Source organism: Sphingobacterium corticibacterium (genome assembly GCF_004208525.1).
Taxonomy (GTDB): domain Bacteria; phylum Bacteroidota; class Bacteroidia; order Sphingobacteriales; family Sphingobacteriaceae; genus Sphingobacterium; species Sphingobacterium corticibacterium.
Genome location: NZ_SGIT01000001.1, coordinates 961,318 through 984,840, shown reverse-complemented (window position 1 = coordinate 984,840; position 23,523 = coordinate 961,318). Strand labels below are relative to the sequence as shown.

The following is a 23,523-nucleotide window of genomic DNA, read 5'->3' as shown; positions in this document are numbered from 1 at the left end:
AAAATCGTATGAAGACTTTAAAAATAATCATCAATATAGGACTGGTTCTACTACTCGGCGGGCTTTTTAATGCCTGTAAGCAAGAAGTAGCCGATTCGCTGAATTTGAATGCCGATGTCCATGTGCTGGCGTTTAAAGTAGCCCATGTTAATGGCGTAGTAGATAACGAAACCGGAACAATCACGGTTCTAGTTCCAGCGGGCACCGATTTATCCACTGTAGCACCTGTTATCGATTTGCCTGCCAATGCCGTAATAAAGCCTGCTTCCGGAGTTGCGCAGAATTTCCAGTTTTCTACTAGTTCGCCAGTAGTATACCGTGTGTATAATGGAAATGTATTCCAGATGTATCGCGTAACAGTTAAGGAAATCAAAGCCGAAATAACAGCTTTTCGTATCGGGAACCGTACCGGTATTATCAACCAAAATGATAACAGTATTGTCATTTATTTACCCGAGGGTACAGATCTAACCCAGCTTAGCCCGATGGTAGAATACACCGGCGGGGCAGAAATATCTCCGGCACAAGGAAACTATGTTGATTTCAGTTCGCCGGTAACCTATACGTTGTCTTATATGGGGGAAACTTTCAGCTATACAGCCACGGCAATAATCGGAGAGGAGCCGAAGCAACCGTTGATCATCTTCAACGGTGAAAACATTGCTCCCCAATGGGCGGATTTGGGGACAGCGGTGGAAAACCAAAGTAATAATCCTAAAACTGATGGAATCAATGCTTCTCCTTTATGTGTTTCTATTGTAAGAAATGCTGTCAACGGAGAAGGTTGGCATGGAGGAGCACTTTGGAACGAAAATAAAGTAAACATAGACCCTACGGAGTATAGTCGTTTCTCCATTATGGTACTGAAAGAGGTAGCTGGAGATGTACAACTTGAAATACAATCCGATGGCGAAAGCAATAAGGATTGGTTAAGAGCTTGGTATGCCGAAGATCATCTTGGTGAATGGCAGGAGTTGATTTTTGAGATTCCTGAGAATCGCACAGCAATCATTAACAATATCTTGGTGATGCCGCATGAACACGCCAACGGCCAACCTATGGCTTTCGAAACACAGCGGATGTATTGGGACGAATTGAAAGCACTTCCTAAAGAATAACCCTTTAAATTTGTGCATAACGGTATAACGACTGTTATGCACAAATTTCAAATATAATATGACATGAAAACAATGATATGCGTATTTCCGTTTTTATTATTTGTACAGATGCTGACAGGCTGTAAAGATATTGATAAACCAGTTCCGGATGTACCTTCCGAACTTGATCCAACAGTCGATATGTCCATAACGTGCAGTAATAAACAAGAAGCCGGAGGCTATCAGCTATTTTATAAGCCACAACAGGGATTCGTGGGTGATCCCATGCCTTATTTCAATGCGGATGATAATAAATTTTACTTGTTTTATCTGTATGAAAATGCAAATCATCATCCTATTTATCTGACAAGATCTGCTGATTTTGCATCTTTTGAAGGTTTTACAGAAATCATACCCGCTGGAGCGATAGGAAGTCAGGAAGAGTGGATAGGAACGGGGAGTTTTATCAAAAAAGATAATACCTACTATAGTTTTTATACCGGACATAATGCCAATCTGAGCCCAGCTGAAAAGGTTATGATGGCTACGTCACCGGATCTACTGAATTGGACGAAACAACCGGGTGCGACCTTTCAAGCACCCAGCGGGTACGATCAGCATAATTTCCGTGATCCCCATGTTTATTGGGATGAAACGCGTAACAACTATGTAATGCTTGTTACGGCTCGCAAAGATGGTAAAGGGGCACTTGCGCGTTACTCATCTTCGAACTTGAGCAACTGGTCGCTCATCGAACCTTTAGTAGCGACAACTTCTGATAATCCAGGAAAGCACGAAATAGAAACGGATTCGGAAATATTGGAGTGTCCAGATATATTTAAAATGGGTGATCAATGGTACTTAACGTTTTCGCGCATTAATCGTGATGAGCATCGTAAAACCTTTTATCGGGTTTCGGATTCACCGGATGGACCATGGCGAATTTGTCGCGATGCGGATGGACACCACGAGACTTTCGATGGATTATACCTGTATGCTGGAAAGACGGCAAGTAATGGCACCACACGTTACCTATCGGGATGGTGTTCTACCGGACAGACGGTAAACGGCAATAACGAGTTGCACTGGTCTGGATCGCTGGTTTCGCATAAATTGGTAAAACAGCCGAGTGGTAAGCTGTATCCGGCTATTCCCGATGCTGTGGATGCAAAGTTTAATACAAAAGTGGCTTTTGCCCAGATAACATCAGAAGGCAATGTTTCAAACGATGGGAATACCTATACCATCAGTACCTCGTCTTCTGATCGGAGTTATGCACTATTCAATCGAAATACGGAACCGGTAAAAATTTCGATGAAAATTGATGCCTCACAATCGGAACTTTTTGGTTTCTCATTTGGAGCGTGTGATGGCCTATCGGAGCTGTATAGTGTCTCTTTCGACTTGACTTCATCTAATCGTTGGGGAATGCCTTCTCTATTTATGCATCAGGAAAATAGAAGTGTCGTAACGAAGAAAGAGCTCAATTTTACACCGCTCATTGTTCCGGCAAACAAGGTGTTTGATGTCAAGATCGTAATCGAAAATTCGATTTGTGTGGTCTACGTAAATAACAATGTTGCGTTTACCAATCGTATATATAAAATGCATCAAAATCCTTGGACTATTTTTTCAGATAACGGGACGATAAAAATATCGGGAATGACCATAACAAAATCGGGATAGGCATGTTTAATGAAAGGCTTTTATAAACAAATTATTAAAGGAATAACGATGACGAATACATTAACAATTGGCTTATTAGCCCTTGCTTTAGTTGGATGCGGACCACAACACCCCTCCACGGAGCAAAATCAGCAGATCGATAGTTTGGAAGACTATCGTCCGGCGTATCACTTTTCTCCCAAAAATGGCTGGATGAACGACCCGAACGGTCTGGTTTATCTGGACGGAACCTACCATTTATTTTTCCAACATAATCCCGATAGCAATGTATGGGGACCGATGCACTGGGGGCATGCCACGAGTACGGATTTAGTACATTGGGAGGAGCAGGAGATTGCCCTTTTCCCGGACAGCTTGGGAACAATTTTCTCCGGAAGTGCTGTCATTGATAAGGATAATACCGCAGGTTTTGGTGCTAACGCGTTAGTAGCTATATACACCAATCATAGCCACGAAATTGAAGATCAAAAAACCGGATTGCACCAAACGCAGAGTATCGCCTATAGTCTGGATCAAGGTAAAACATGGACGAAGTATGATGGTAATCCGGTATTGCCCAATCCCGGAATTTGGGATTTCCGAGATCCTAAGGTGATGTGGCATACCGAAACAAAACAATGGATCATGACGCTTGCTACAAAACAGTCCATAACCTTTTACAGTTCCAAAAATCTGAAAGAGTGGACGAGACTGAGCGAGTTTGGTGAGGGGATAGGCGCACATGGGGGCGTGTGGGAGTGTCCGGATTTACTACCGTTTTCTACAGCCGAAGGGGAGAAATGGGTATTATTGGTGAGCATCAATCCCGGCGGACCGAATACCGGTTCGGCGACACAATATTTTGTTGGAGATTTCGATGGTAAAACCTTTACAACTACACAGAAGGATATCCGTTGGATGGATTACGGACCAGACAATTACGCGGGCGTTACTTTTTCGAATACCGGCGACCGTAAGTTGCTGATCGGCTGGATGAGCAATTGGGAATATGCTAACGATGTTCCGGCATCCACTTGGCGAAGCGGAAATACGATTGTGCGGGAATTGGGCTTAGCGAAAGAAGGCGATAAATGGCTGTTAACTTCTACTCCTGTTTCGGAAATTGACAAAGTAAGCGAAGTAACAACCAAATCCAAGTCGGTAGAATTAGCTAATGAAGCTGATTTAAGTGACGCTATCGTTTCCCTCCAGAATACCTTTGATGCATCGTTTACGTTGAAGAAAGCTACGGGCTTCCACGTAACGCTATCGAATGAAGATGGAGATGCTTTAATGTTTGGTTATGATGTGGATAAACAGCAGTATTTCATCGATCGTTCAAAAGCGGGAAATGCCAATTTCAGCGATAAATTTATCCATCGTCCGGTGGCACCACGATTAACACAAAACCAAGCGTTAGATATTCGTTTCTTAGTAGATCGTAATTCTATCGAGCTGTTTGCCGACGGAGGGAAAAGCAATATGAGTGCTTTATTCTTCACAAAGAAGCCGTTTACGAAATTGCAAATAGGAGCAGACGAAGCGAACACGCTGGATACTTTTCAAGTGAAGACGATACGGTAAATTGATATAATCCTATAATACAAAAGTCGAGATGTTGCGCTAAAGCATCTTCAGTAAAAACTATATACACAAAACTATGGGTGGTAAGAATAAACACACAAAAAATATAATCCTTCTCTTGGTGGCAGTGCTGTCATTATTAACGCTGACTACACCGTTACGGGCTGCAGAGATATCCATCAAGATTGAGAAGCAGTATCTCAATTTTCCAATTGCACAACAAACAGAGCGTTCCAAAATGACATTCGCTACTGACCAAGGATCCACATGGTCTGTGGTGGTGCGCCTGGCGGCGGGAGAACCAGACTACTGGGTATTCTATGACGTATCACATCTACAGGGCCAAACCCTAACCATAAGCTATGAGGGCGATGCAATGGGTTTGGCAAAAATCTATCAGGCAGACCGGATTCATGCACAAGATAGCCTTTATAAAGAAGCGAACAGACCTCAATTTCATTTTACCACCAAACGCGGCTGGATCAACGATCCAAACGGGTTAATCTTTCACGATGATGAGTATCACCTTTTTTACCAGCACAACCCTATGGAACGCGAGTGGGAAAATATGCATTGGGGGCACGCCGTAAGCAAAGATTTGATCCATTGGGAAGAATTGCCGATAGCCCTGTATCCCGATAACTTGGGTACCATGTTTTCCGGATCGGCTGTGATGGATCACGACAATACAGCTGATTTTAACCGTGGAGATACCGTCGCGATGATCGCCTTTTATACCGTAGCGAGTCCTGACCGCCAAGTTCAATGTATGGCATACAGCCTAGACAGGGGGAGATCGTGGACGAAATACGACGACAACCCGCTTATTGATTCGAAAGAAAAATGGAATAGCGTGGATACGCGTGATCCCAAAGTATTTTGGCATTCACCGTCGGCACATTGGGTTATGGTGTTGAATGAACGCGATGGACATTCTATTTATACTTCTGAAAACTTAAAAAACTGGGAATATCAAAGTCATGTTACCGGATTTTGGGAATGTCCGGAACTTTTTGAGTTACCCCTTGACGGTGATGAAAGCAAGAAGAAGTGGGTCATGTATGGCGCAACCGGAACCTATATGATCGGTTCTTTTGACGGTCGGACATTTACACCTGAGGCTGGGAAGTATTACTATTGTTCGGGTGCACAGTATGCTGCACAGACATTTAACAATATCCCGCAAACGGATGGTAGACGTATCCAAATTGGCTGGGGGCGTATCCCACAGGGGGATGGCGCCTTCAATGGCATGATGATGCTCCCAACCGAACTTAGTTTGCGGACAACCAAAGAAGGACCACGTCTTATTAGTACACCCATAAAGGAGGTAGAACAGTTGTTCAATAAGCGTGGCTCATGGAAAAACTTGACGGCGGAAGATGCGAACAAACAAGTAGAACAATATAACGATACAGATAGGATTCGCATAAAGGCTAAAATTAAACTTTCTCATGCAACAGATGCTGGACTTAACTTGGATGGACAACGAATTGTAAACTATGACATGAACGGCAACATGCTAAATGGGATGTTCTATTCGCCTGAAGAGCGTACAAGTATGGCACTTTCCGCAGACATCTTTATCGACCGAACATCTGTAGAGGTTTTCTTCGATGACGGAATCTATACCTCGTATCAGGAACGTAAGACCAACATGAACGAGAGAAAAGGGTTTCATTTTTGGGGCAATAATATACAAGTTGAAGAATTGGAAATTTACGAAGTGAAATCAATCTGGAAACCTTAGACCCACGACTATGCTGTTCGTGCCGCCGCTATGGTGTGTCAGCAGGTTTTCAAAATTCAACTAATTAATTACCCCAATTTTACGTAATCGGATAGCCTCAAAGGTTATCCGATTTTTTGTTTTATACAGGATAGTAAATTACATCGTAACATTGTTCCTATGCCAACGTGCTAATAATCAAAATTAAGCTAATGACTATCAGCCCCCAATATACATATCTGAAGAATGAACCATCTTTCAACTGGTGGTTTAGATACCTGCCTAAAAAAATTGCGGGAATAGTCGTTATCAGGGAAATCAAAAAATATGTATTCACTTGTGGCGTAATAAGCCCTTTGACATAGTACCCTACAACACTTATAAGGCTTACAGGCAAAAAGTACGCCTGCTGTTTATATAATATGCTCATCTGAAAATTGTACGAAACTGGTTTTAAACATGCTTATTATCGGTTTACCACTAAGATAATAAAAACAGCGCAAATTTTCTAAGAATACACACAAGAGGTGCGGCTGAGCATGAGTTTCCTAAAACCACTAAAAACAAAAAAGCCTCTCTTTTCAGAGAAGCTTTCGGGTGAGTAATGGGGCTCGAACCCACGACCCCTAGAACCACAATCTAGTGCTCTAACCAACTGAGCTATACCCACCGTGATTTTGATGACACAAAAGTAGGACAATTCCCCATATACTCCAAATATTTTTAAACAAAAAACATAGGCGTAAGGCGAATAAGTTCATTTATAATGAGATAATTTTTATTAATCAAAAATAGACAAGAATTACTTCATATTAATGACCTCGTCTACGATATACCGCGTGTTACCACGCCAAGGTAGAACACCATGATATTCCTTGTAGTGCAGGTCAAAATATTTGCCGCTATTTAATTCCAGTATCCTAAAGATCGAATCATTTTCCACCGAAAATTCAAACTCGTTGCTCGATACGCCACTACCGGTTTGCGTCCTTAATCCTTCTTGAATCAATTTCCCTTCATACGTTTTAAAAAGATTGCCTTTTTTAACCGCAAAATTGAGGTAACCCGATTTCACACCCTCCCCAAATACAAAATAGTATTTATAATAAACGAGGCCACCTACTGCAAGAAATACGATGATAAGCAGCCAAGCCAGGATTTTTCCGAAAACTCCCGACTTTTTCTTTTCTGTGTTTTGAGATGTTGTCATATAATTATCTAGTTTTTCTAGTTTGTTAAAATTTTCTAACCTATTCTAACTTTCTAACTCTTAATACGCCTAATTCCTATAATTGAACCATTTCAGAAGCTCTTTCAGACTCGCTTTTTTTCCATACATCAAGATACCCACCCGGTATATACGCGAGGCAAACCAAGTTGTTACGATAAATCCGCCAATGAGTAAAAAGGCCGATAGCACAATCTGCCAGGTAGGTACGCCAAAAGGAATACGAACCAACATCGCCACAGGCGATGTAAACGGAATCATACTTAGCCAGGTAGCGATGCTTCCATGCGGATCGTTAATCAGAACCCCAAATGATAGGACATAGGGTATCAATAGGGGCATGGTTATCGGCATGGTAAATTGTCCTGCTTCCGTTTCATTATCTACGGCAGAGCCTACTGCAGCGAACAAAGCGCTATATAGGAGATATCCTCCAAGAAAGAAAACAAAAAAGCAGATCGTAAGTTCGGTGAAATTTACCGAGTCGAGCGCTGCCGTCCAATCCAAATCTGTATTTCCCGTGTTAACGTGTTCTCCCGGTACTTCCGTCATACTACGTCCTATAGCCTGTTGCGTCATCTCTTTATTACCAAACAAAGTGGTAGAAAATACCGTCATCAACGTTAAGGAGAGAATAATCCAAAGCACAAATTGGGTGATGCCGACCATACCAATTCCAATAATTTTTCCCATCATTAGCTGAAATGGCTTCACCGAAGAAATGACGACTTCCACAATGCGATTGGTTTTTTCTTCTATGACACCCCGCATAACTTGTGTACCAAACAGTACAAGCGATAGATAAATCAGAAAACACAACCCCATGGCTATACCCATAGCAACTTCCGTGTGGCTGTCTTTAGCATCGCCGGTTTCGGTAACCTCCTTTGCAGCAATATGGATACTATCATTGATATTACGGATACTATCGATATTCAATCCCATTTTGCGATACTGCTCGTTACGGATAATTTCCCGTAGCTGCGACTTAACTTCATTTTGTGTGCCTATATTGGGTTTTCCGGAAGATAGCAGTTCAATCTTTCTGGATGTATAAAAATCGCCCGGTATGATCAGTAGGTTTGTATTCTTTGCGCCGTTCTTTAAATTACTGATTTGCTTCTGGAGGTCTGTATTTGAAAACGAGTAGGTAATATTCTTGTTGTTCTTTAGCTGGCTGGATATAGATCCTTCTTCATCAACGACATGAACAACTGCATGTGTGTCTTCATAGCTTTGTTTGGTCAGAAAAAATATAGCCGCATACATACCGATAAAAAGCATCGGAACAAGAAAAGTCACGAGTAGAAAGGACTTTTTCTTTACGCGGCTTATGTATTCTCGGTTGATAATTAATAATATCTTATGCATGACGGGTAGGTTTATTGGTGGAAGGATCTGTAACGTTGGCAATAAAAATATCGTGCATAGATGGAATAACTTCCCTTACTTGGTGTATTTCAACTTGAGGTATAAGGTATAGTAATATGTCATTCAAGGAATTGTCATTTTGTAAGCGAATAGTAACTTCATAGTTATCGATTGCTTTTTTCTCCTCTATCACCTCGAATAAGGGCGTTTCTATAAAGCGCGGAATAATACCTTCTTGTTTTTTAAATTCAATGATATATTGCTGGTTTTGGTAAGAACGTTTTATTTCGCGAACCGGGCCATCCAACACTTTTTTCGATTTATTGATCAGTGCGATGTAGTCACAAAGTTCTTCGACCGATTCCATCCGATGTGTAGAATAGATAATGGTAGCTCCTTTTTTGTTCAGTTCCAGGATTTCTTCTTGTATCACTTGCGCATTGACAGGATCAAAACCGGAAAAAGGTTCATCGAGGATAATGAGATCCGGTTCATGCACGACGGTAGCCACAAATTGCACTTTTTGTTGCATACCTTTACTGAGGTCCTCCACTTTTTTATCCCACCAACTTTCAATCTGCAATTTTTCAAACCACTTCCGGATACGTTGCACAGCATCACTTTTAGACAGTCCTTTAAGTTGCGCCAGATAAAGCATCTGTTCGCCTATTTTCATCTTTTTATATAATCCACGTTCTTCCGGCAGATAACCTATGCGTTCGATATGTTTGGGTTGAAGGAGCTCACCATCAAAATAGATTTCACCACTATCCGGAGCGGTAATCTGGTTGATGATACGGATAAGAGAGGTCTTTCCAGCACCATTAGGTCCCAAAAGACCAAAGATACTGCCTTTCGGTACATGTAAGGATACATCGTCCAAGGCACGGTGATGGCTATACTGCTTAACGATGTGACGGATGTCTAGCATAGAATATATAATTTGTTCCTAAACCTAAATAAAATGCGCTGCATTCACGAATACTAATGAAAAAAAATATTCATACATAATTCATTCATATATGCAATGAATTATGCATGATCATATGCTTGCAAAGAAATGTGTTTGGGGAGAAATACACGCTTCCATTTTTGCATGCAAATGCGTACCTTTAGGCGAATTTTTATTTCAACAGAAAATTATGTCATCCAAAATTATTTACACAAAGACAGATGAGGCGCCTTTACTGGCAACCTATTCGTTTTTACCCATTGTTCAGGCGTTTGCAAAAACTGCCGGTATAGAAGTAGAGTTAAGAGACATTTCATTGGCCGGACGTATATTGGCTAACTTTTCCGAATATTTAGCACCGGCACAAAAAGTATCTGATGCGCTGGCGGAATTGGGACAATTAGCAACCACGCCAGAGGCTAATATCATTAAATTACCGAATATTTCGGCATCTATCCCGCAATTAAAAGGAGCGATTGCGGAGCTGCAAAAAGCAGGTTATAATGTACCTAACTATCCGGATACACCGGCAAACGCAGAAGAAGAAGAAATAAAAGCTACTTATGCGAAAGTTTTAGGCTCGGCGGTGAATCCCGTATTGCGGGAGGGGAACTCAGACCGTAGAGCGCCCAAAGCCGTGAAAAACTACGCCAAGGCAAATCCACACAGTATGGGCGCTTGGGCAGCAGATAGTAAAACAAAAGTGGCATCCATGTCTGATGGTGATTTTTATGCGACAGAAAAATCGGTAACGGTTGATAACGATACAAAATTCAAAATTGAATTTGTAGCAGCAGATGGAAGTGTAAAAGAATTAAAAGGTTTAGCAAACCTGAAAGCAGGGGAGGTTATAGACTCATCCGTTATGAATTTGGCTAAATTAAAAGCTTTCGTAGCCAAAACAATCGAAGAAGCTAAAGCTGCAGGTGTATTGTTTTCTGCGCATTTAAAAGCGACGATGATGAAGGTATCGGATCCTATTATATTTGGTGCTATCGTTGAAGTCTATTTTAAAGATGTATTTGCAAAATATGCTGACTTGTTTGCTGATTTAGGTATCAATAAAAACAACGGGTTAGGAGAGGTATATGCCAAGATTGCCGGACAGCCGCAGGAAGCAGACGTGAAAGAAGCTATTGAAGCGGCAATTGCGAATGGGCCGGACTTAGCGATGGTTAATTCTGATAAAGGGATTACCAATCTACATGTACCTTCCGATGTGATTGTTGATGCGTCTATGCCGGCGATGATCCGTACATCCGGTCAGATGTGGAATAAAGAAGGTAAACAACAAGATACGTTTGCCCTTATTCCCGATCGTTCGTATGCAGGTGTTTACGCAGCTGTCATTGAGGACTGTAAAGCGAATGGTGCGTATGATCCAAAAACAATGGGATCCGTTCCGAATGTAGGACTGATGGCACAAAAAGCAGAGGAATACGGTTCGCATGACAAGACTTTCCAAGCGACGGCTAAAGGCATTATCCGGGTAGTGGACGCTTCGGAAAATGTATTTATGGAACAGCCGGTAGAAGAGGGTGATATATTCCGCATGTGCCAAACCAAAGATGCTCCTATCCAGGATTGGGTGAAATTAGCCGTAAACCGCGCGCGTCTGTCAGATACACCTGCGGTATTCTGGTTAGATGAAAACCGTGCACATGACCGTGAAATCATTAAGAAGGTAAATAAATACTTGGCGGATTTTGATACAACAGGTTTAGATATCCATATATTATCACCGATAGAAGCTGCTAAATTTTCCGTAGAACGTATTCGTAAAGGTTTGGATACGATTTCCGTAACCGGAAACGTATTGCGTGATTACTTAACAGATTTGTTCCCGATTCTAGAGCTGGGAACTTCGGCAAAAATGTTATCTATTGTTCCGTTAATGAATGGTGGAGGTTTGTTCGAGACGGGTGCAGGAGGATCTGCCCCTAAGCATGTGGAGCAATTTGTAGGAGAGGGCTATCTTCGTTGGGATTCATTGGGCGAATTTTTGGCATTAGGTGCTTCATTTGAACACTTGTCTCAAACACAGCAAAATGCGAAAGCACAGGTGCTGGCTGATGCTTTAGATGTGGCAACCGAAAAATTTCTTGCGAACGACAAATCGCCTGCGCGTAAAGTAGGACAAATTGATAATAGAGGTTCACATTTCTATTTAGCGCTATATTGGGCTGAAACATTAGCTAATCAAACGAAAGATGCGGAACTAGCGTCTAAGTTTAGTAGTTTAGCTAAGACATTAGCGGAAAGTGAAACTGAGATCAATGAGGAATTAATTGGTGCGCAAGGTCAACCGCAGGATATTGGTGGATATTATTTCCCAGACGATGCATTGGCTTCCAAAGCGATGCGCCCTTCGGTGACATTCAATACAGTGATAGATTCGTTTGAATAGCACGTCATATTAAAATATATAACAACAAAAAAAGCCGGTTCATATAAAACCGGCTTTTTCAATGGTGTTATTGTAGTATTAATGATTTGTATTAGAAATAAAACTGTACACCTACTGTTGGAGCCAATGAATTAGCATTTAAACCAAACGTATTAACAGTGGTTTTTTCCCCGCCTGTAGGTTCTACATTGCTGGAGTTATAATACAAACCTCTTACTTTAAACTCTAAACCAATTTTTGATGTAGGGAAATACGCGATACCGGGAGCCAATTCTACACCGTAGCTAGAAACGTCGGCTACTTTATCACCATTTTCTTTCATGTTACCCCAGCCCATAGGAACGGAAACTTGTCCGAAGAATCTTACCGGGCCATTTGTAGAATACCATCTACCAAAAGGAGCAACAGCGAATGCACCGGTTGTAGCCTCATCCGTTCCATTTTCAATTTTGTTCCATTGATATCCTAAACCAAGACCAACGGCAATATTGTCAGATACAAAATAACCAGCCGAAGGCATGATATTGAAACTGGTAGATTTATCGTCTGCATCTTTCACCGATTCGGTATCGAATCCTAGTCCGCCACCCACGATAAATTTACCTTTTTCAGTTTGTGCTTGTGAAGCAAATGTTAAAGCCGCTACGGCTGCTAATGTTAAGTAAAACTTTTTCATGTTACTTTAATTTAATTTGTTCTTTTTATTTGACTTTTTGTCAATTTAATTCAGTTTATTCAATAGCTATGCCAGTCGGGCATAGCGAATGTCACCGAATTGTTTGTTTGTACAACCAATTGGTTTTGATGAAGTTAATTTTAATTAAATATTAAAATAAGGCTAATAAAATGTTTTTATTTTATCCAAATAGAGTTCTGCAGATATTTTGGCAGGAAGTAGGTTAGATTGACAGTGTAAGAATGGCAGGAATTGTGTTTGAACAACTACACGTCCACAAGCAAATAAGAGGTGTTGGCGTGTTCTCTTCTTAATACAGGGAGAGCAACGTTATATACAGGTATCTGTGTTGTTGTAGATCCGTATAATTTGCCTGAATGGGCGTGTCCATGAAAAGCGGCAGAAACTTGACGTCGAATAAGAGGCTCGACAAGATGGGTGGATCCTAAAAAAGGAAATAGCTGCTCTGGTTCACCTTCAATCGTTTCTTTAATCGGAGCATAATGTAAAATAGCAACCTTGGGCAACTCAGGGTGTTCTTGTTCCAACCGCGTAAGTGCACGATCTAATTGCAGCGATTCATTGACGACTTCGTGTACATATTGTTTCATCATATCTTCTCCAAATATCGAAAGCATATATTGGTCAAATCCTCCACCAAATCCTTTTACGCCCGCGAAACCCACGTTCTCTACAACCGTAGATTCGCCATCTAAAATAATCATATTATGTTCCGCGAGAATTTGTTTGATAATTTTTTGCCTGCCCTTTTCATAATCATGGTTTCCTAAAACACCTATTACTGGAATTTTTAAGATATCCAATTGCTCGCCGAGAATCTTTGCTTCGTCCTCATCGCCGGTATCTGTCAGGTCACCACAAATAAGTAAAACATCTGCTTCTTCGGATGCTTGTTCAAAGGTCGATCGCAAACTGCCATGGTCGGTTATTTTGGTATGAATATCGGCCATGGCGGCAATTTTTGTTTTTTTCTCACGCATGCTATTAAATTGTTGTTATTGTACAAGATTTATAATCCCATTCCTTAATATCTACTTGGTATTGAGTCTGATCAATTAACGGACCCCGGCATACCTTTTCTAATGGAGGTGGAAGATCATATTGTTCGGCTGCGCGGGCCATAAGCTCGTCGAAAAGCCATTTGGGAATGATCTCGCGATAATCGGCGGGATATACAAACTGAAAAATCAGAAGCTGCGCTAATAATAGGTGCCAGTGCGGACTCAAGCGTTGTAATAACAATTCCCAATTTACGTTTTTGCCATATTTTAAAAGAATGTGGTTGATATCTGCGCTGTCATTGCGTTCCCGATTCTGTACGTATATTTTACACCAAATCAGCTCTTCTACCGGTATAAATTGTACCGGTACATCCGCAAATGTACCTGCAGACGCTCTTTCATGCCAGGAATCATCTACGGTGCAAATATTACTGACCGTATCAAAAATGATGTCGATGAAATATTCACCATGAAAAACTTTTGCGAGCCAACGGGCATCGGTTAATTGGGTCTCGTAACCTTGCGCGGCGAAATATTTCAATATTTTAGGGTATTCGCTACTCTTACAAAAGATATCTAAATCTTTTGTATCGCGGAATATACCCGTATAGTGGAACATCGCAAAAGCTCCGCCCAACATAAATTGGCATTCGCTGTCACGCAGTAATTGGAGGGCATCTCGATAGAATGCTTCCGAAGCTTGTTTCTGTTCCTGGGTTGTTATCATATGTAATACTTTATAGTTGAACAATCCACATACGTTTTTGTTCCAGTTTGCAACAAACACACATATTATATAAACAGAAAAACCTCGGAATTTCGCCGAGGTTCTACATAAAAAAAGAAAATTTATTTATTCAAAATATTCTTTGATTCGTTCGAAAAATGATTTTTCACTTTTACCTGGCTGAGGTTTAAAGTTTGCCGAAGCTTTCAATTTTTCCAGCACAGAGCGCTCCTCTGGAGAAACCGCTTTAGGCGTCCATACATTAACGTATACCAGTTGATCTCCTTTGTGATAAGAGTTGACTTCTGGCACCCCTTTACCTTTTAAGCGCAGAATTTTTCCCCCTTGTGTCCCCGGGTCAATCTTGATTTTTGCTTTTCCGTCAATCGTTGGAATTTCGACACTGGTACCCAATGCTGCATCGGCAAAATTAATATACAAATCGTAAATCACGTTAATACCATCGCGTTTCAGTGTCTCGTGTGGTATCTCTTCGATAAGGATGATCAAATCTCCCGGAATACCGCCTCTTGGTGCGGCGTTTCCTTTTCCGCTCATAGACAATTGCATACCCTCACTTACACCAGCAGGGATGTTGATCGCAATTGTCTCTTCGCCTCTTTCTAGGCCTTCGCCACGACAGGTTGTACATTTGGATGTAATTTCAACCCCTTCACCATTACAAGTAGGACAGGTGCTTGTTGTTTGCATTTGCCCTAGAATGGTGTTCGTTACACGTCGGACAGATCCCGCTCCACCACAGGTTTTACAAGTATGGTAAGATGACTTGTCTTTCGCTCCAGTACCGCCACAGGTATGACATTGTACCTGCTTGTTTACTTTAACTTTCTTTTCTACACCTTTGGCAATCTCTTCTAATGTCAGCTTCACTTTAATGCGAAGATTGGTGCCGCGTTGTACACGTCTGCCTCCTCCGCTGCGGCTTCCGCCACCGAAGAAACTCTCGAAAGGGTGTCCACCACCGAAGATATCACCAAACTGACTGAATATATCTTCCATGTTCATCCCGCCGCCACCAAAGCCAGAAGCTGAATTCCCTGCATGACCAAACTGATCATACCGTTGCCGCTTCTCCGGATTGCTTAATATTTCATAAGCTTCCGCAGCTTCTTTGAATTTCTCTTCTGCTTCTTTGTCGTCTGGATTTTTATCTGGGTGATATTTTATCGCCAATTTGCGATATGCAGACTTAATTTCGGACGCTTCTGCAGATTTTGAAACACCTAATATATCGTAATAATCTCTCTTAGCCATCTTCTTATTGACCTATTACCACCTTTGCGAAACGGATTACTTTATCATTGAGAAAGTAACCTTTTTCCACTACATCTATAACTTTATTTTTTAATTCTTCTGAGGGAGCAGGGATGGCCGTAATGGCTTCTTGATATTCCGCATCAAAAGGTTGGCCGATAAGATTTTCCATCTCTTTTAAGCCCTCATTTTCCAATGTTTTTCTAAACTTTTGGTTTACGAGCTCAATACCTTCTTTTACTGCTGCTATATCGTGGGCCGTTTGCATAGCTGTCAGCGCGCGGTCGAAATCGTCTAGAATAGGTAAAAGCTTAGCCAAAACGTCTTTACTCGCCGATTGTATAAGCTCTACACGTTCTTTAGACGTTCTTTTTTTATAATTGTCGAATTCAGCAAACAGACGTGTGTATTTATCGTTCGCATTCGCTAATTCTTGTTGTAAACGTCCTTCCGTTGTCTCTTCAGATTGGACGGTATTTTCTTCCGAAATGGGGTCAGCAGACGCTAAATTTTCGTCTTGAATATTGTTTTCCTGTTCGTTCATCATATCTATATTATAGCCTACATTAATATCCTTTTGTTGGCGCTCAATAATATTGCCAACACACAGAAAACCGACACCCTGTCAGTCTATTCAAAAATAAACTATCAAAATGTCGGTTTCGTGATGTTCTGTCAGTGTTACTATTTATATCGTTGCATTGTCATACAAAGCCGTATCTGCCGTTTTGATAATGCGGGCGGGCATATTTTTAATAATCTGATAATCGTGCGTAGCCATTAATACAGCTGTACCTGAGGCCGCGATATCTCTTAATAAAAGTACAATCTCTTCCGATGTAGCAGGGTCCAGGTTTCCTGTTGGCTCATCGGCGAGGATAATTTCCGGATTGTTTAGTAATGCACGTGCAATAACCACCCTTTGTTGTTCACCGCCAGACAGCTCGTGGGGCATTTTACGCAATTTAGATCGTAAACCTACTTTTTCCAATACATCCAACATCCGGCTTTCTATTAGTCCTTTGTCTGTCCAGCCTGTCGCTTTCAAAGCAAATTCCAAATTCTTTTCTACCGTTCGGTCATTCAATAAGTGGAAATCCTGAAAGACAATACCTAATTTTCTACGCAGGTAAGGAACATCGTTTTCATGAAGTTTTTTAAGGTCGAAACCTGCTACCATTCCTTCACCACTGGTAATATAGAGGTCGCCATATATTATTTTCAACAAACTACTTTTCCCCGTTCCCGATTGACCGATCAAATAGATAAACTCTCCGAGGCTAATATCTAGATTGACATGAGAGAGTACCAAATGTTTTTGTTGGTATATATCTACGTTTTTTAATTTAATAACTGTATTGTTCGCTGTTGTCATACTGTTTATACATCAATTTTTTTTATTTGGCCGAAAGGCATTTCCGCTACAATTTGCATGATATAGTCGGTTTTATCACCTAAACCTATCTTTTCCAGCGATTTGTCTGGTCTATCTACTCGGAAATAGGCTAACAAGGTGAAAGCTTCGTCCCGTAGTTGGACATAATCGGGAATTTTAGCTACACCTTTCACTTTAATAACATACATCATAACAAAGTTATCATTTTTTTTCTGAAAGAAATTCCAGTACATCTACCCCGTCAGCATAATCTGTTAAAGAGGGGCATTGACTACCTCCTAAAGAAAACGTCGGAATACTTGTTTCTATTGTGGCTTCGGTAACGATACATTGTATTTTGTCAGCTTGTGTTTCCAACTGGGCAACCAGTTGAGGAAGCTGCTCGTATTCTTCATAAAATACCGTAGCTAGCGGAGATGCAAATCTTTTGTCTTCTTTGAGTAACAGGAAGCCATTATCCAGGTGCTTGTCGCCATTAATTAAATAGATGGATTTATTATAATCATAATTGTTGACATATTTATAATGCGTTTTAATAGGGCTAAAGTATTCAATCGCTTCAAAAAATAAGTTAAAATTATAACCGCGGGGGATAAACAATTTTGAAACGGAGCGACACCCAAGTCCAAAATAATCGAAAATATCAGACCCTAATGCTTTTAATTGCTCGGGTGATTCTGTGCCTGTCAGAATAGCTAGGGAATTTCGGTTTTTACGGATAATATGGGGCTTTTTCCCAAAATAATAATTGAAATAGCGGGAGCTATTGTCGCTTCCAGTAGCTATGATCAAATCATATTGTTGCAATCGATCTACGATTTGGATTTTCTCGGCAAATGCAGGTTCTATGTCGATAAGCTCATGGAGCACAAAGGCTGTTAGTCCGGCATCGTCAGAAGATAATTTAATCTGGGCACGGAAACCTACTATAAGTACACACAGGATATCGTGAAAACCAACTAAAGGGATGTTACCGGCTAATATAAGCCCGACGGTTTGGTCGGTTTGTACGATCGGGTAGCTCGCTACCCATGGTGTGAGTTTTTCAGATGTTAAATTGGAAGACAACGCTTGAAGCTGCTTTTTTGTGTTTTCCATGGTATACCATGGGTTTTTGACGGATGCCTGCCGCAAAATGTTGTCTACCTTTTCTTGGTCGGTGGTGAGTACCTTACCCAATGCGACAAAGGCATCTATTCGTTGTTTCTGTGTCAAATCTTTTAATTTAGAATCGTTCTGATTTTTTTTTAAAGTATCTTTGCGTGTCTTTAAAAATAACTACTAACTTTGTAGTATTATTTTTAGGACGAGACAAAATTAGTTTATTTATTATAATTGTGAGGTGATAAATGGCAATTAAAATTACAGACGAGTGTATAAATTGCGGTGCATGCGAGCCGGAATGCCCGAACAACGCTATATATGATGCAGGTGTAACTTGGAAATTTTCAGAAGGAACAGCGCTGGACGGTGTGATTGATTTTGGAGATGGTGTAACACTGGATGCGAATGAATCCCAAGAAGCTATTTCCAATGAAGTATATTATATCGTTTCTGATAAATGTACAGAATGTAAAGGTTTCCATGATGAGCCACAGTGTGCGGCGGTTTGTCCGGTAGATTGTTGTGTGGAAGATGAAGAGATTGTAGAGACAGAAGAAGAGCTTCTGGCTAAGAAAGCATGGCTGCACGCTGAGTAAGCAAAAGAAGATTTTTTTATTGCAAAGATATAAAAAGCATTACCCTGCAAGGTGATGCTTTTTGTTTGGTATACAGTACAATTTTTATATTTTTGTTTCTTTCGAAGATAAAATATAAAACTAAATGTTGAAAAAACAAGTTGCTGTTATCACCCTCTTTACTGTTTCGGTTGCTCTCCTTCTCACTTTAATATATGAATTTAATTGGTTTGCGATCCATCCGGATTTCATGATGTGGGTGCGGTGGATAGTAGCTTCTGTTTTAACACTGAATGCGATTGTCCGTAAGAACTTAACGACTTGGATATTAACTTGCTTAGTTCTGGGCGTTTTTATCGGGCTGGATTTTCCGAATTTTGCCCGTGCTTTACAACCCTTATCACAAGCTTTTATTAAATTAGTAAAAACCATTGTTGGTCCCATTCTGTTTGCTACATTGGTTTTTGGTATTGCAGGGCATTCTGATTTGAAATCGGTAGGACGAATGGCATGGAAATCTATGCTATATTTTGTGTCGGCGACTACCTGCGCGATATTTATTGGGTTAATCGTCATTAATATAACCCAAGCAGGGGTGGGGGTCGATGTGGAAAATATGCCACACGAAGAACTTCCGAAAACTGCGACGACGAGTGTTGCCGACAGTGCGGCTATGTCGCATATATCGAACAATGTCCACGGCGTATATAAGTTTAATGCATTTATACGGGATACCTTCCCCGAAAATATTGTTAAAGCTGTATACGAAAACCAAGTACTCCAAATTGTGGTGTTTGGCGTAATATTCGGTATTGGATTGGCATTAGTAGAGGAAAAGAAGCGGAAACCATTGGTCAATTTTACAGAAAGTCTCTCTGAAGCGATGTTTAAGTTTACGAATATCGTGATGCTCTTTGCGCCAATTGGTGTAGGAGCTGCCATGGCGTATACTGTCGGGCATCTCGGTGTGGATATTCTTAAAAATCTCTTTATGCTGCTCGGTAGCCTATATCTGGCTTTATTGCTCTTTTTGGGCGGTATCCTACTTCCGATTGCTTTATTCTTAAAAATTCCGGTAAAACGTTTTATGAATGCGGTCAAAGAACCGGTTTCGATTGCATTTGCTACTACGAGTTCAGATGCTGCTTTGCCGAAAGCCATGAACGCCATGGAGAAATTTGGTGTTCCTCGCAAGATTGTTTCCTTTGTTATCCCAACAGGATATAGCTTTAATCTGGATGGTACATCTCTTTATCTTTCTTTAGCTTCTATTTTTGTCGCACAGGCGGCCGGTATACCCTTAACCATTGGGCAACAATTGTTGATTGCCTTTACCTTGATGATTACCTCCAAAGGTGTGGCTGCTGTACCGCGGGCTTCTTTAATCGTATTGATTGCTACGGCTGACCAATTTGGACTACCGACTTTTGTTATTGCAGCAATTTTAGGAATAGACGAGCTAATGGATATGGCACGTACTTCCGTCAATGTGATCGGGAATTGTTTAGCGACCGTTGTAGTTGCGAAATGGGAGGGAGAGTTTGATGAAGAGGCTCCGTTTCGAGAAGATACCGTTGACGACAGCCTTTAAGGTTTTGTGAGTTTGCCGTACCTGCCTATTATTTCCCCCAAGAAAGATCTTGCATCTTATGTTGCGTTTGACCATCTAACATCGTTATAACAGCAAACCTTTAATTCTATTTTATATGAATCTAAAAAAACTATTGGCAACATTTGCTTTTATTACTGTTGCCAATTATTCATGTATTGCACAGATCAAGTGGAATGCAAACGCCGGACTCACATACTCCAACGTCGTTGCTAAAGATCGTGATGGTAACACGGCTAATACCTCTAGCGTGCCGGGAATTTATCTGGGGCTAGGAATAGACCTTCCATTTTCGCAGCTATTCGCAGTCCGACCAGCCATCGTATACGCGAAAAGAGGATTTAAACAACCGGGATCGTCACACATCGGATGGGGAAAGGATTTCGAGGCAAAGACGTCTTACATAGAGTTACCAGTAGACTTTTTGTACAGTCCTACAATCGGCCCGGGTAACTTGTTACTGGCGGTCGGGCCGTATGTAGGGTATGGGACTGGCGGTCGATGGACTACGAGCCAGACGGTAGTAGTTGGCGATATTGCATTTGATGGTCAGGGCGATATTGCGTTTCAAAATGATGCAATAATTAGCGGGAAGGGCACCAACAGCCACACCTACGCTAAACCCTGGGACTACGGCTTACATTTCAGAATAGGCTACGCACTTTTTGGCCAATATTCAGTTTCGCTCGATGTACAGCGAGGCATAGCTGATCTACAACCCAGATGGGGGGATTTTAAACCAGAAAGTACAGTCCGTAACAAATCTTTAGGCATAACAGCCGGATATAGTTTTTAACGCCTTTAATTCTTTCTTGCTAAAAATATTAGTATTACATTTGTCCTGTAGAAAGGAGGCACGATGAAAACATCTATCGAAAAATCGATGTTGATAGCCGATCTGCAGCATCAAATATTGCAATGGCAGGGCTTTAAACAAGTTGAAAGAAAAGAAACCGGTTTAGGTTTGGGTACGTTGGAGCGAGCCTTTCCGGGAAATGTTTTCCCGATGGGAACCCTACATGAATTTATCAGTGACAACAAAGAAGAGGAAGCTGCTTCGAGCGGTTTTCTGGCTGGTTTATTGTCCTTTCTGATGAAGAAAGACGGCGTAGCGCTATGGATCAGTAGTTCGGATCAACCCTTTGCGCCCGCTATGACCTACTTTGGTCTAGAACCAGAGCGTATCATTTTTGTACAGATGCAGAAGCAAGTCGACATCCTATGGGCATTGGAAGAAGGCTTGAAGTGTACGGCCGTAAAAGTTGTTGTTGCCGAATTACAAGAAATCAATTTTGTGCAATCGAGGAGGTTACAGCTGGTGGTAGAGAAGAGCCGGGTTACCGGTCTGCTGCTGCGTTTGCAGCCCCGGATGCTGGGCGCAACAACCTGCGCCGCCCGATGGCATATTCGCACCCAGATGAGCCATGTAGAAGGCGATATGCCCGGTGTGGGTTTCCCCACTTGGAAGGTTGAGCTCCTGAAAGTCAAGAATGGGCAATCCAGCTGTTGGCAGCTAGCTTGGACGCCGAGAGGCTTGCAGGTGGAGCAACTGAAGGCGGAAAGAACAGCTTCCTCTAGCAAGAGAAAGGTAGGTTAGCGATGGGAAAACGGTATGCTGTACTGTGGTTACCTTTCCTGTTGACGGATTGGTACACGAGGCGTCATCCGGATTGCGCCGATGAGCCCTTTGTATTTACTGTCCCTGTACGGGGGAGAATGTCTGTGTCTGCCGTCAACCCACGTGCAGCGCAGTCGGGAATTGTACCCGAGATGCTATTGGCAGACGCCCGTGCAGCTGTTCCTCATTTAAAAGTATTGCCGGATAAACCGGCACGCAAAGCGAAACTGTTACAGGCTATCGGGCTGTGGTGCATACGTTATACTCCGATAGTTGCTGTGGATGCGACAGGCTGCCTGATTTTAGATATATCGGGCTGTGCTCATCTTTGGGGCGGAGAAGCAGCTTATCTTCAGGAAATTGACCGTCAGCTCCGCCAGCGGGGCTATGACCTCCGTTCGGCTATAGCCTCAACCATAGGGGCGGCCTGGGCAATAGCCCGTTATGGTCCCTCTGGAGCTATTGTGCCGGAAGGTGGACAGGAAAAGGCCGTATCTTTGTTGCCTGTTGCTTGCTTGCGTTTAGAGTCCAGCTTGATCGAAAAGTTATTGAAGCTCGGACTCCGCACAGTGGGTAATGTGACGGGCATGCCCGATCGGGTATTGAAGAGACGCTTTGGAAACGAATTCGTGCAGCGTTTGGCACAGACGATAGGGAAAGAAGAGGAGTTTATGAGTCCCCTGAAACCGGTTCTTCCGTATACAGAACGACTCCCTTGCCTAGAACCTATTAAAACGGCAAAAGGGATTGAAATAGCGGTCGAAAAGCTTCTAGAGACGCTTTGCCAGCGTTTGGCAGGGGAGCAGAAGGGACTACGGAAGGCCAAACTGACCTATTATCGTATCGATGGAAAAACAGGTGCTGTTGAAATAGGAACCAGCCGGGCTTCAGCACATGTACAGCACCTTTTGGTTTTGTTTAGGCAGCGGATCGGCAATATAACACCTGGTTGGGGAATTGAGGTTTTTGTCTTAGAAGCCCTTAAAGTAGAGGAAGCGATACCCACACAGGAACTGCTATGGAGTGGAGAGGGAAGCTTGGAGAATGCCGCATTGGCCGAATTACTAGATCGGTTTAAAGGACGGGATGTCCATTGCCGTATAAGGCGTTTTTTACCGGATGAACACTATTGGCCGGAACGGTCTATAAAGCTAGCGACTTCCTTAACAGAGAAACGAACCACTACCTGGCGTACAGATCGCCCTCGTCCAACACGCTTGTTGAATCCGCCGCATCCTATTGAGGTGACGGCACCTATTCCGGATTATCCTCCGATGTTATTCCGTTACAAAGGAGAGGTGCATCTTATCAAAAAGGCAGATGGCCCTGAACGGATAGAACGTGCGTGGTGGATTGAGCAGGGGGAGCATCGGGATTATTACTATGTAGAGGATGATCAGGGAAGAAGGTATTGGTTATTTCGTTTGGGACATTATCAAGGGGATCGCTCTGCCAATTGGTATTTACATGGATTTTTTGCGTAGGGGG

The 23,523-nt window shown here is 41.9% G+C and carries 22 protein-coding genes and 1 tRNA gene; 10 read left to right on the top strand and 13 right to left on the bottom strand.

Annotation, left to right across the window (positions count from 1 at the left end):
* The first annotated feature begins 8 nt into the window (after positions 1-8).
* The 4 genes from EWE74_RS04165 (at position 9) to EWE74_RS04150 (ending at position 6,096) form a co-directional block, all read left to right on the top strand.
* The gene (locus tag EWE74_RS04165) at positions 9-1,118 is read left to right on the top strand and encodes a hypothetical protein (RefSeq protein WP_130140247.1); all 1,110 of its coding nucleotides are present in this window, start codon (positions 9-11) and stop codon (positions 1,116-1,118) included.
* A gap of 63 nt (positions 1,119-1,181) precedes the next feature.
* Positions 1,182-2,783: a glycoside hydrolase family 32 protein gene (locus tag EWE74_RS04160; protein WP_130140246.1), complete on the top strand. Its 1,602-nt coding sequence runs from the start codon at positions 1,182-1,184 to the stop codon at positions 2,781-2,783.
* Positions 2,784-2,831: 48 nt separating this feature from the next.
* Positions 2,832-4,346 carry a glycoside hydrolase family 32 protein gene (locus EWE74_RS04155; protein WP_130140245.1) on the top strand — a complete coding sequence of 505 codons (1,515 nt, stop codon included), beginning with the start codon at positions 2,832-2,834 and terminating at the stop codon, positions 4,344-4,346.
* Between the two features lie 76 nt (positions 4,347-4,422).
* Entirely contained in the window at positions 4,423-6,096 is a 1,674-nt protein-coding gene (locus EWE74_RS04150; protein WP_130140244.1) for a glycoside hydrolase family 32 protein, read from the top strand.
* Between the two features lie 157 nt (positions 6,097-6,253).
* Here the strand turns inward: EWE74_RS04150 and EWE74_RS04145 are convergent, their stop codons facing one another.
* The 5 genes from EWE74_RS04145 to EWE74_RS04125 form a co-directional block, all read right to left on the bottom strand.
* Positions 6,254-6,505: a hypothetical protein gene (locus EWE74_RS04145; RefSeq protein WP_206365130.1), complete on the bottom strand. Its 252-nt coding sequence runs from the start codon at positions 6,503-6,505 to the stop codon at positions 6,254-6,256.
* Positions 6,506-6,671: 166 nt separating this feature from the next.
* Positions 6,672-6,745 (bottom strand) — tRNA-His (locus tag EWE74_RS04140).
* Positions 6,746-6,877: 132 nt separating this feature from the next.
* The gene (locus EWE74_RS04135) at positions 6,878-7,285 is read right to left on the bottom strand and encodes a hypothetical protein (RefSeq protein WP_130140243.1); all 408 of its coding nucleotides are present in this window, start codon (positions 7,283-7,285) and stop codon (positions 6,878-6,880) included.
* A gap of 69 nt (positions 7,286-7,354) precedes the next feature.
* Positions 7,355-8,674: an ABC transporter permease gene (locus tag EWE74_RS04130; RefSeq protein WP_130140242.1), complete on the bottom strand. Its 1,320-nt coding sequence runs from the start codon at positions 8,672-8,674 to the stop codon at positions 7,355-7,357.
* Positions 8,667-9,605, bottom strand: a complete 939-nt coding sequence (locus EWE74_RS04125; RefSeq protein WP_130140241.1) for an ABC transporter ATP-binding protein — start codon at positions 9,603-9,605, stop codon at positions 8,667-8,669. Before EWE74_RS04125 ends, EWE74_RS04130 begins: the two co-directional genes overlap by 8 nt.
* A 211-nt stretch (positions 9,606-9,816) precedes the next feature.
* Between EWE74_RS04125 and EWE74_RS04120 the strand changes: the two genes are divergently transcribed.
* A complete protein-coding gene (locus tag EWE74_RS04120) occupies positions 9,817-12,033 on the top strand; it encodes an NADP-dependent isocitrate dehydrogenase (RefSeq protein WP_130140240.1) in 2,217 nt (738 codons plus the stop codon).
* Between the two features lie 91 nt (positions 12,034-12,124).
* Here EWE74_RS04120 and EWE74_RS04115 read toward each other — a convergent pair whose 3' ends face one another.
* From EWE74_RS04115 to EWE74_RS04080, 8 genes are all read right to left on the bottom strand, one after another.
* Positions 12,125-12,709, bottom strand: a complete 585-nt coding sequence (locus tag EWE74_RS04115) for an outer membrane beta-barrel protein (RefSeq protein WP_130140239.1) — start codon at positions 12,707-12,709, stop codon at positions 12,125-12,127.
* A gap of 266 nt (positions 12,710-12,975) precedes the next feature.
* Positions 12,976-13,710, bottom strand: a complete 735-nt coding sequence (locus tag EWE74_RS04110; RefSeq protein ID WP_130140238.1) for a metallophosphoesterase family protein — start codon at positions 13,708-13,710, stop codon at positions 12,976-12,978.
* A 4-nt stretch (positions 13,711-13,714) separates the two neighbouring features.
* The gene (locus tag EWE74_RS04105) at positions 13,715-14,458 is read right to left on the bottom strand and encodes a nucleotidyltransferase (RefSeq protein ID WP_130140237.1); all 744 of its coding nucleotides are present in this window, start codon (positions 14,456-14,458) and stop codon (positions 13,715-13,717) included.
* 126 nt (positions 14,459-14,584) lie between these two features.
* Entirely contained in the window at positions 14,585-15,733 is a 1,149-nt protein-coding gene (dnaJ, locus tag EWE74_RS04100) for a molecular chaperone DnaJ (protein WP_130140236.1), read from the bottom strand.
* Positions 15,734-15,737: 4 nt separating this feature from the next.
* The gene (locus EWE74_RS04095; protein ID WP_394343213.1) at positions 15,738-16,280 is read right to left on the bottom strand and encodes a nucleotide exchange factor GrpE; all 543 of its coding nucleotides are present in this window, start codon (positions 16,278-16,280) and stop codon (positions 15,738-15,740) included.
* 141 nt (positions 16,281-16,421) lie between these two features.
* Complete coding sequence (locus tag EWE74_RS04090; protein ID WP_130140235.1) at positions 16,422-17,108, bottom strand: cell division ATP-binding protein FtsE; 687 nt, start codon at positions 17,106-17,108, stop codon at positions 16,422-16,424.
* 5 nt (positions 17,109-17,113) lie between these two features.
* Positions 17,114-17,317: a fructose-6-phosphate aldolase gene (locus EWE74_RS04085; RefSeq protein WP_130141123.1), complete on the bottom strand. Its 204-nt coding sequence runs from the start codon at positions 17,315-17,317 to the stop codon at positions 17,114-17,116.
* Positions 17,318-17,330: 13 nt separating this feature from the next.
* Positions 17,331-18,344, bottom strand: a complete 1,014-nt coding sequence (locus EWE74_RS04080) for an acyl-CoA reductase (RefSeq protein WP_130140234.1) — start codon at positions 18,342-18,344, stop codon at positions 17,331-17,333.
* 134 nt (positions 18,345-18,478) lie between these two features.
* On the opposite strand from EWE74_RS04080, the gene EWE74_RS04075 reads away from it, so the two are divergent.
* The 5 genes from EWE74_RS04075 to EWE74_RS04055 all read left to right on the top strand — a co-directional run bounded on the left by EWE74_RS04075 (position 18,479) and on the right by EWE74_RS04055 (position 23,519).
* Positions 18,479-18,829: a 4Fe-4S dicluster domain-containing protein gene (locus EWE74_RS04075; protein WP_130140233.1), complete on the top strand. Its 351-nt coding sequence runs from the start codon at positions 18,479-18,481 to the stop codon at positions 18,827-18,829.
* Positions 18,830-18,953: 124 nt separating this feature from the next.
* Complete coding sequence (locus tag EWE74_RS04070; RefSeq protein ID WP_130140232.1) at positions 18,954-20,399, top strand: dicarboxylate/amino acid:cation symporter; 1,446 nt, start codon at positions 18,954-18,956, stop codon at positions 20,397-20,399.
* Positions 20,400-20,514: 115 nt separating this feature from the next.
* A complete protein-coding gene (locus tag EWE74_RS04065; protein ID WP_130140231.1) occupies positions 20,515-21,213 on the top strand; it encodes a porin family protein in 699 nt (232 codons plus the stop codon).
* A gap of 63 nt (positions 21,214-21,276) precedes the next feature.
* Positions 21,277-22,014, top strand: coding sequence for an ImuA family protein (locus tag EWE74_RS04060; protein ID WP_130140230.1), 738 nt, complete (start codon positions 21,277-21,279; stop codon positions 22,012-22,014).
* A gap of 2 nt (positions 22,015-22,016) precedes the next feature.
* Positions 22,017-23,519 (top strand): Y-family DNA polymerase, encoded by a 1,503-nt coding sequence (locus EWE74_RS04055; RefSeq protein WP_130140229.1) that lies wholly within the window; start codon positions 22,017-22,019, stop codon positions 23,517-23,519.
* The last annotated feature ends 4 nt before the right edge of the window (positions 23,520-23,523 follow it).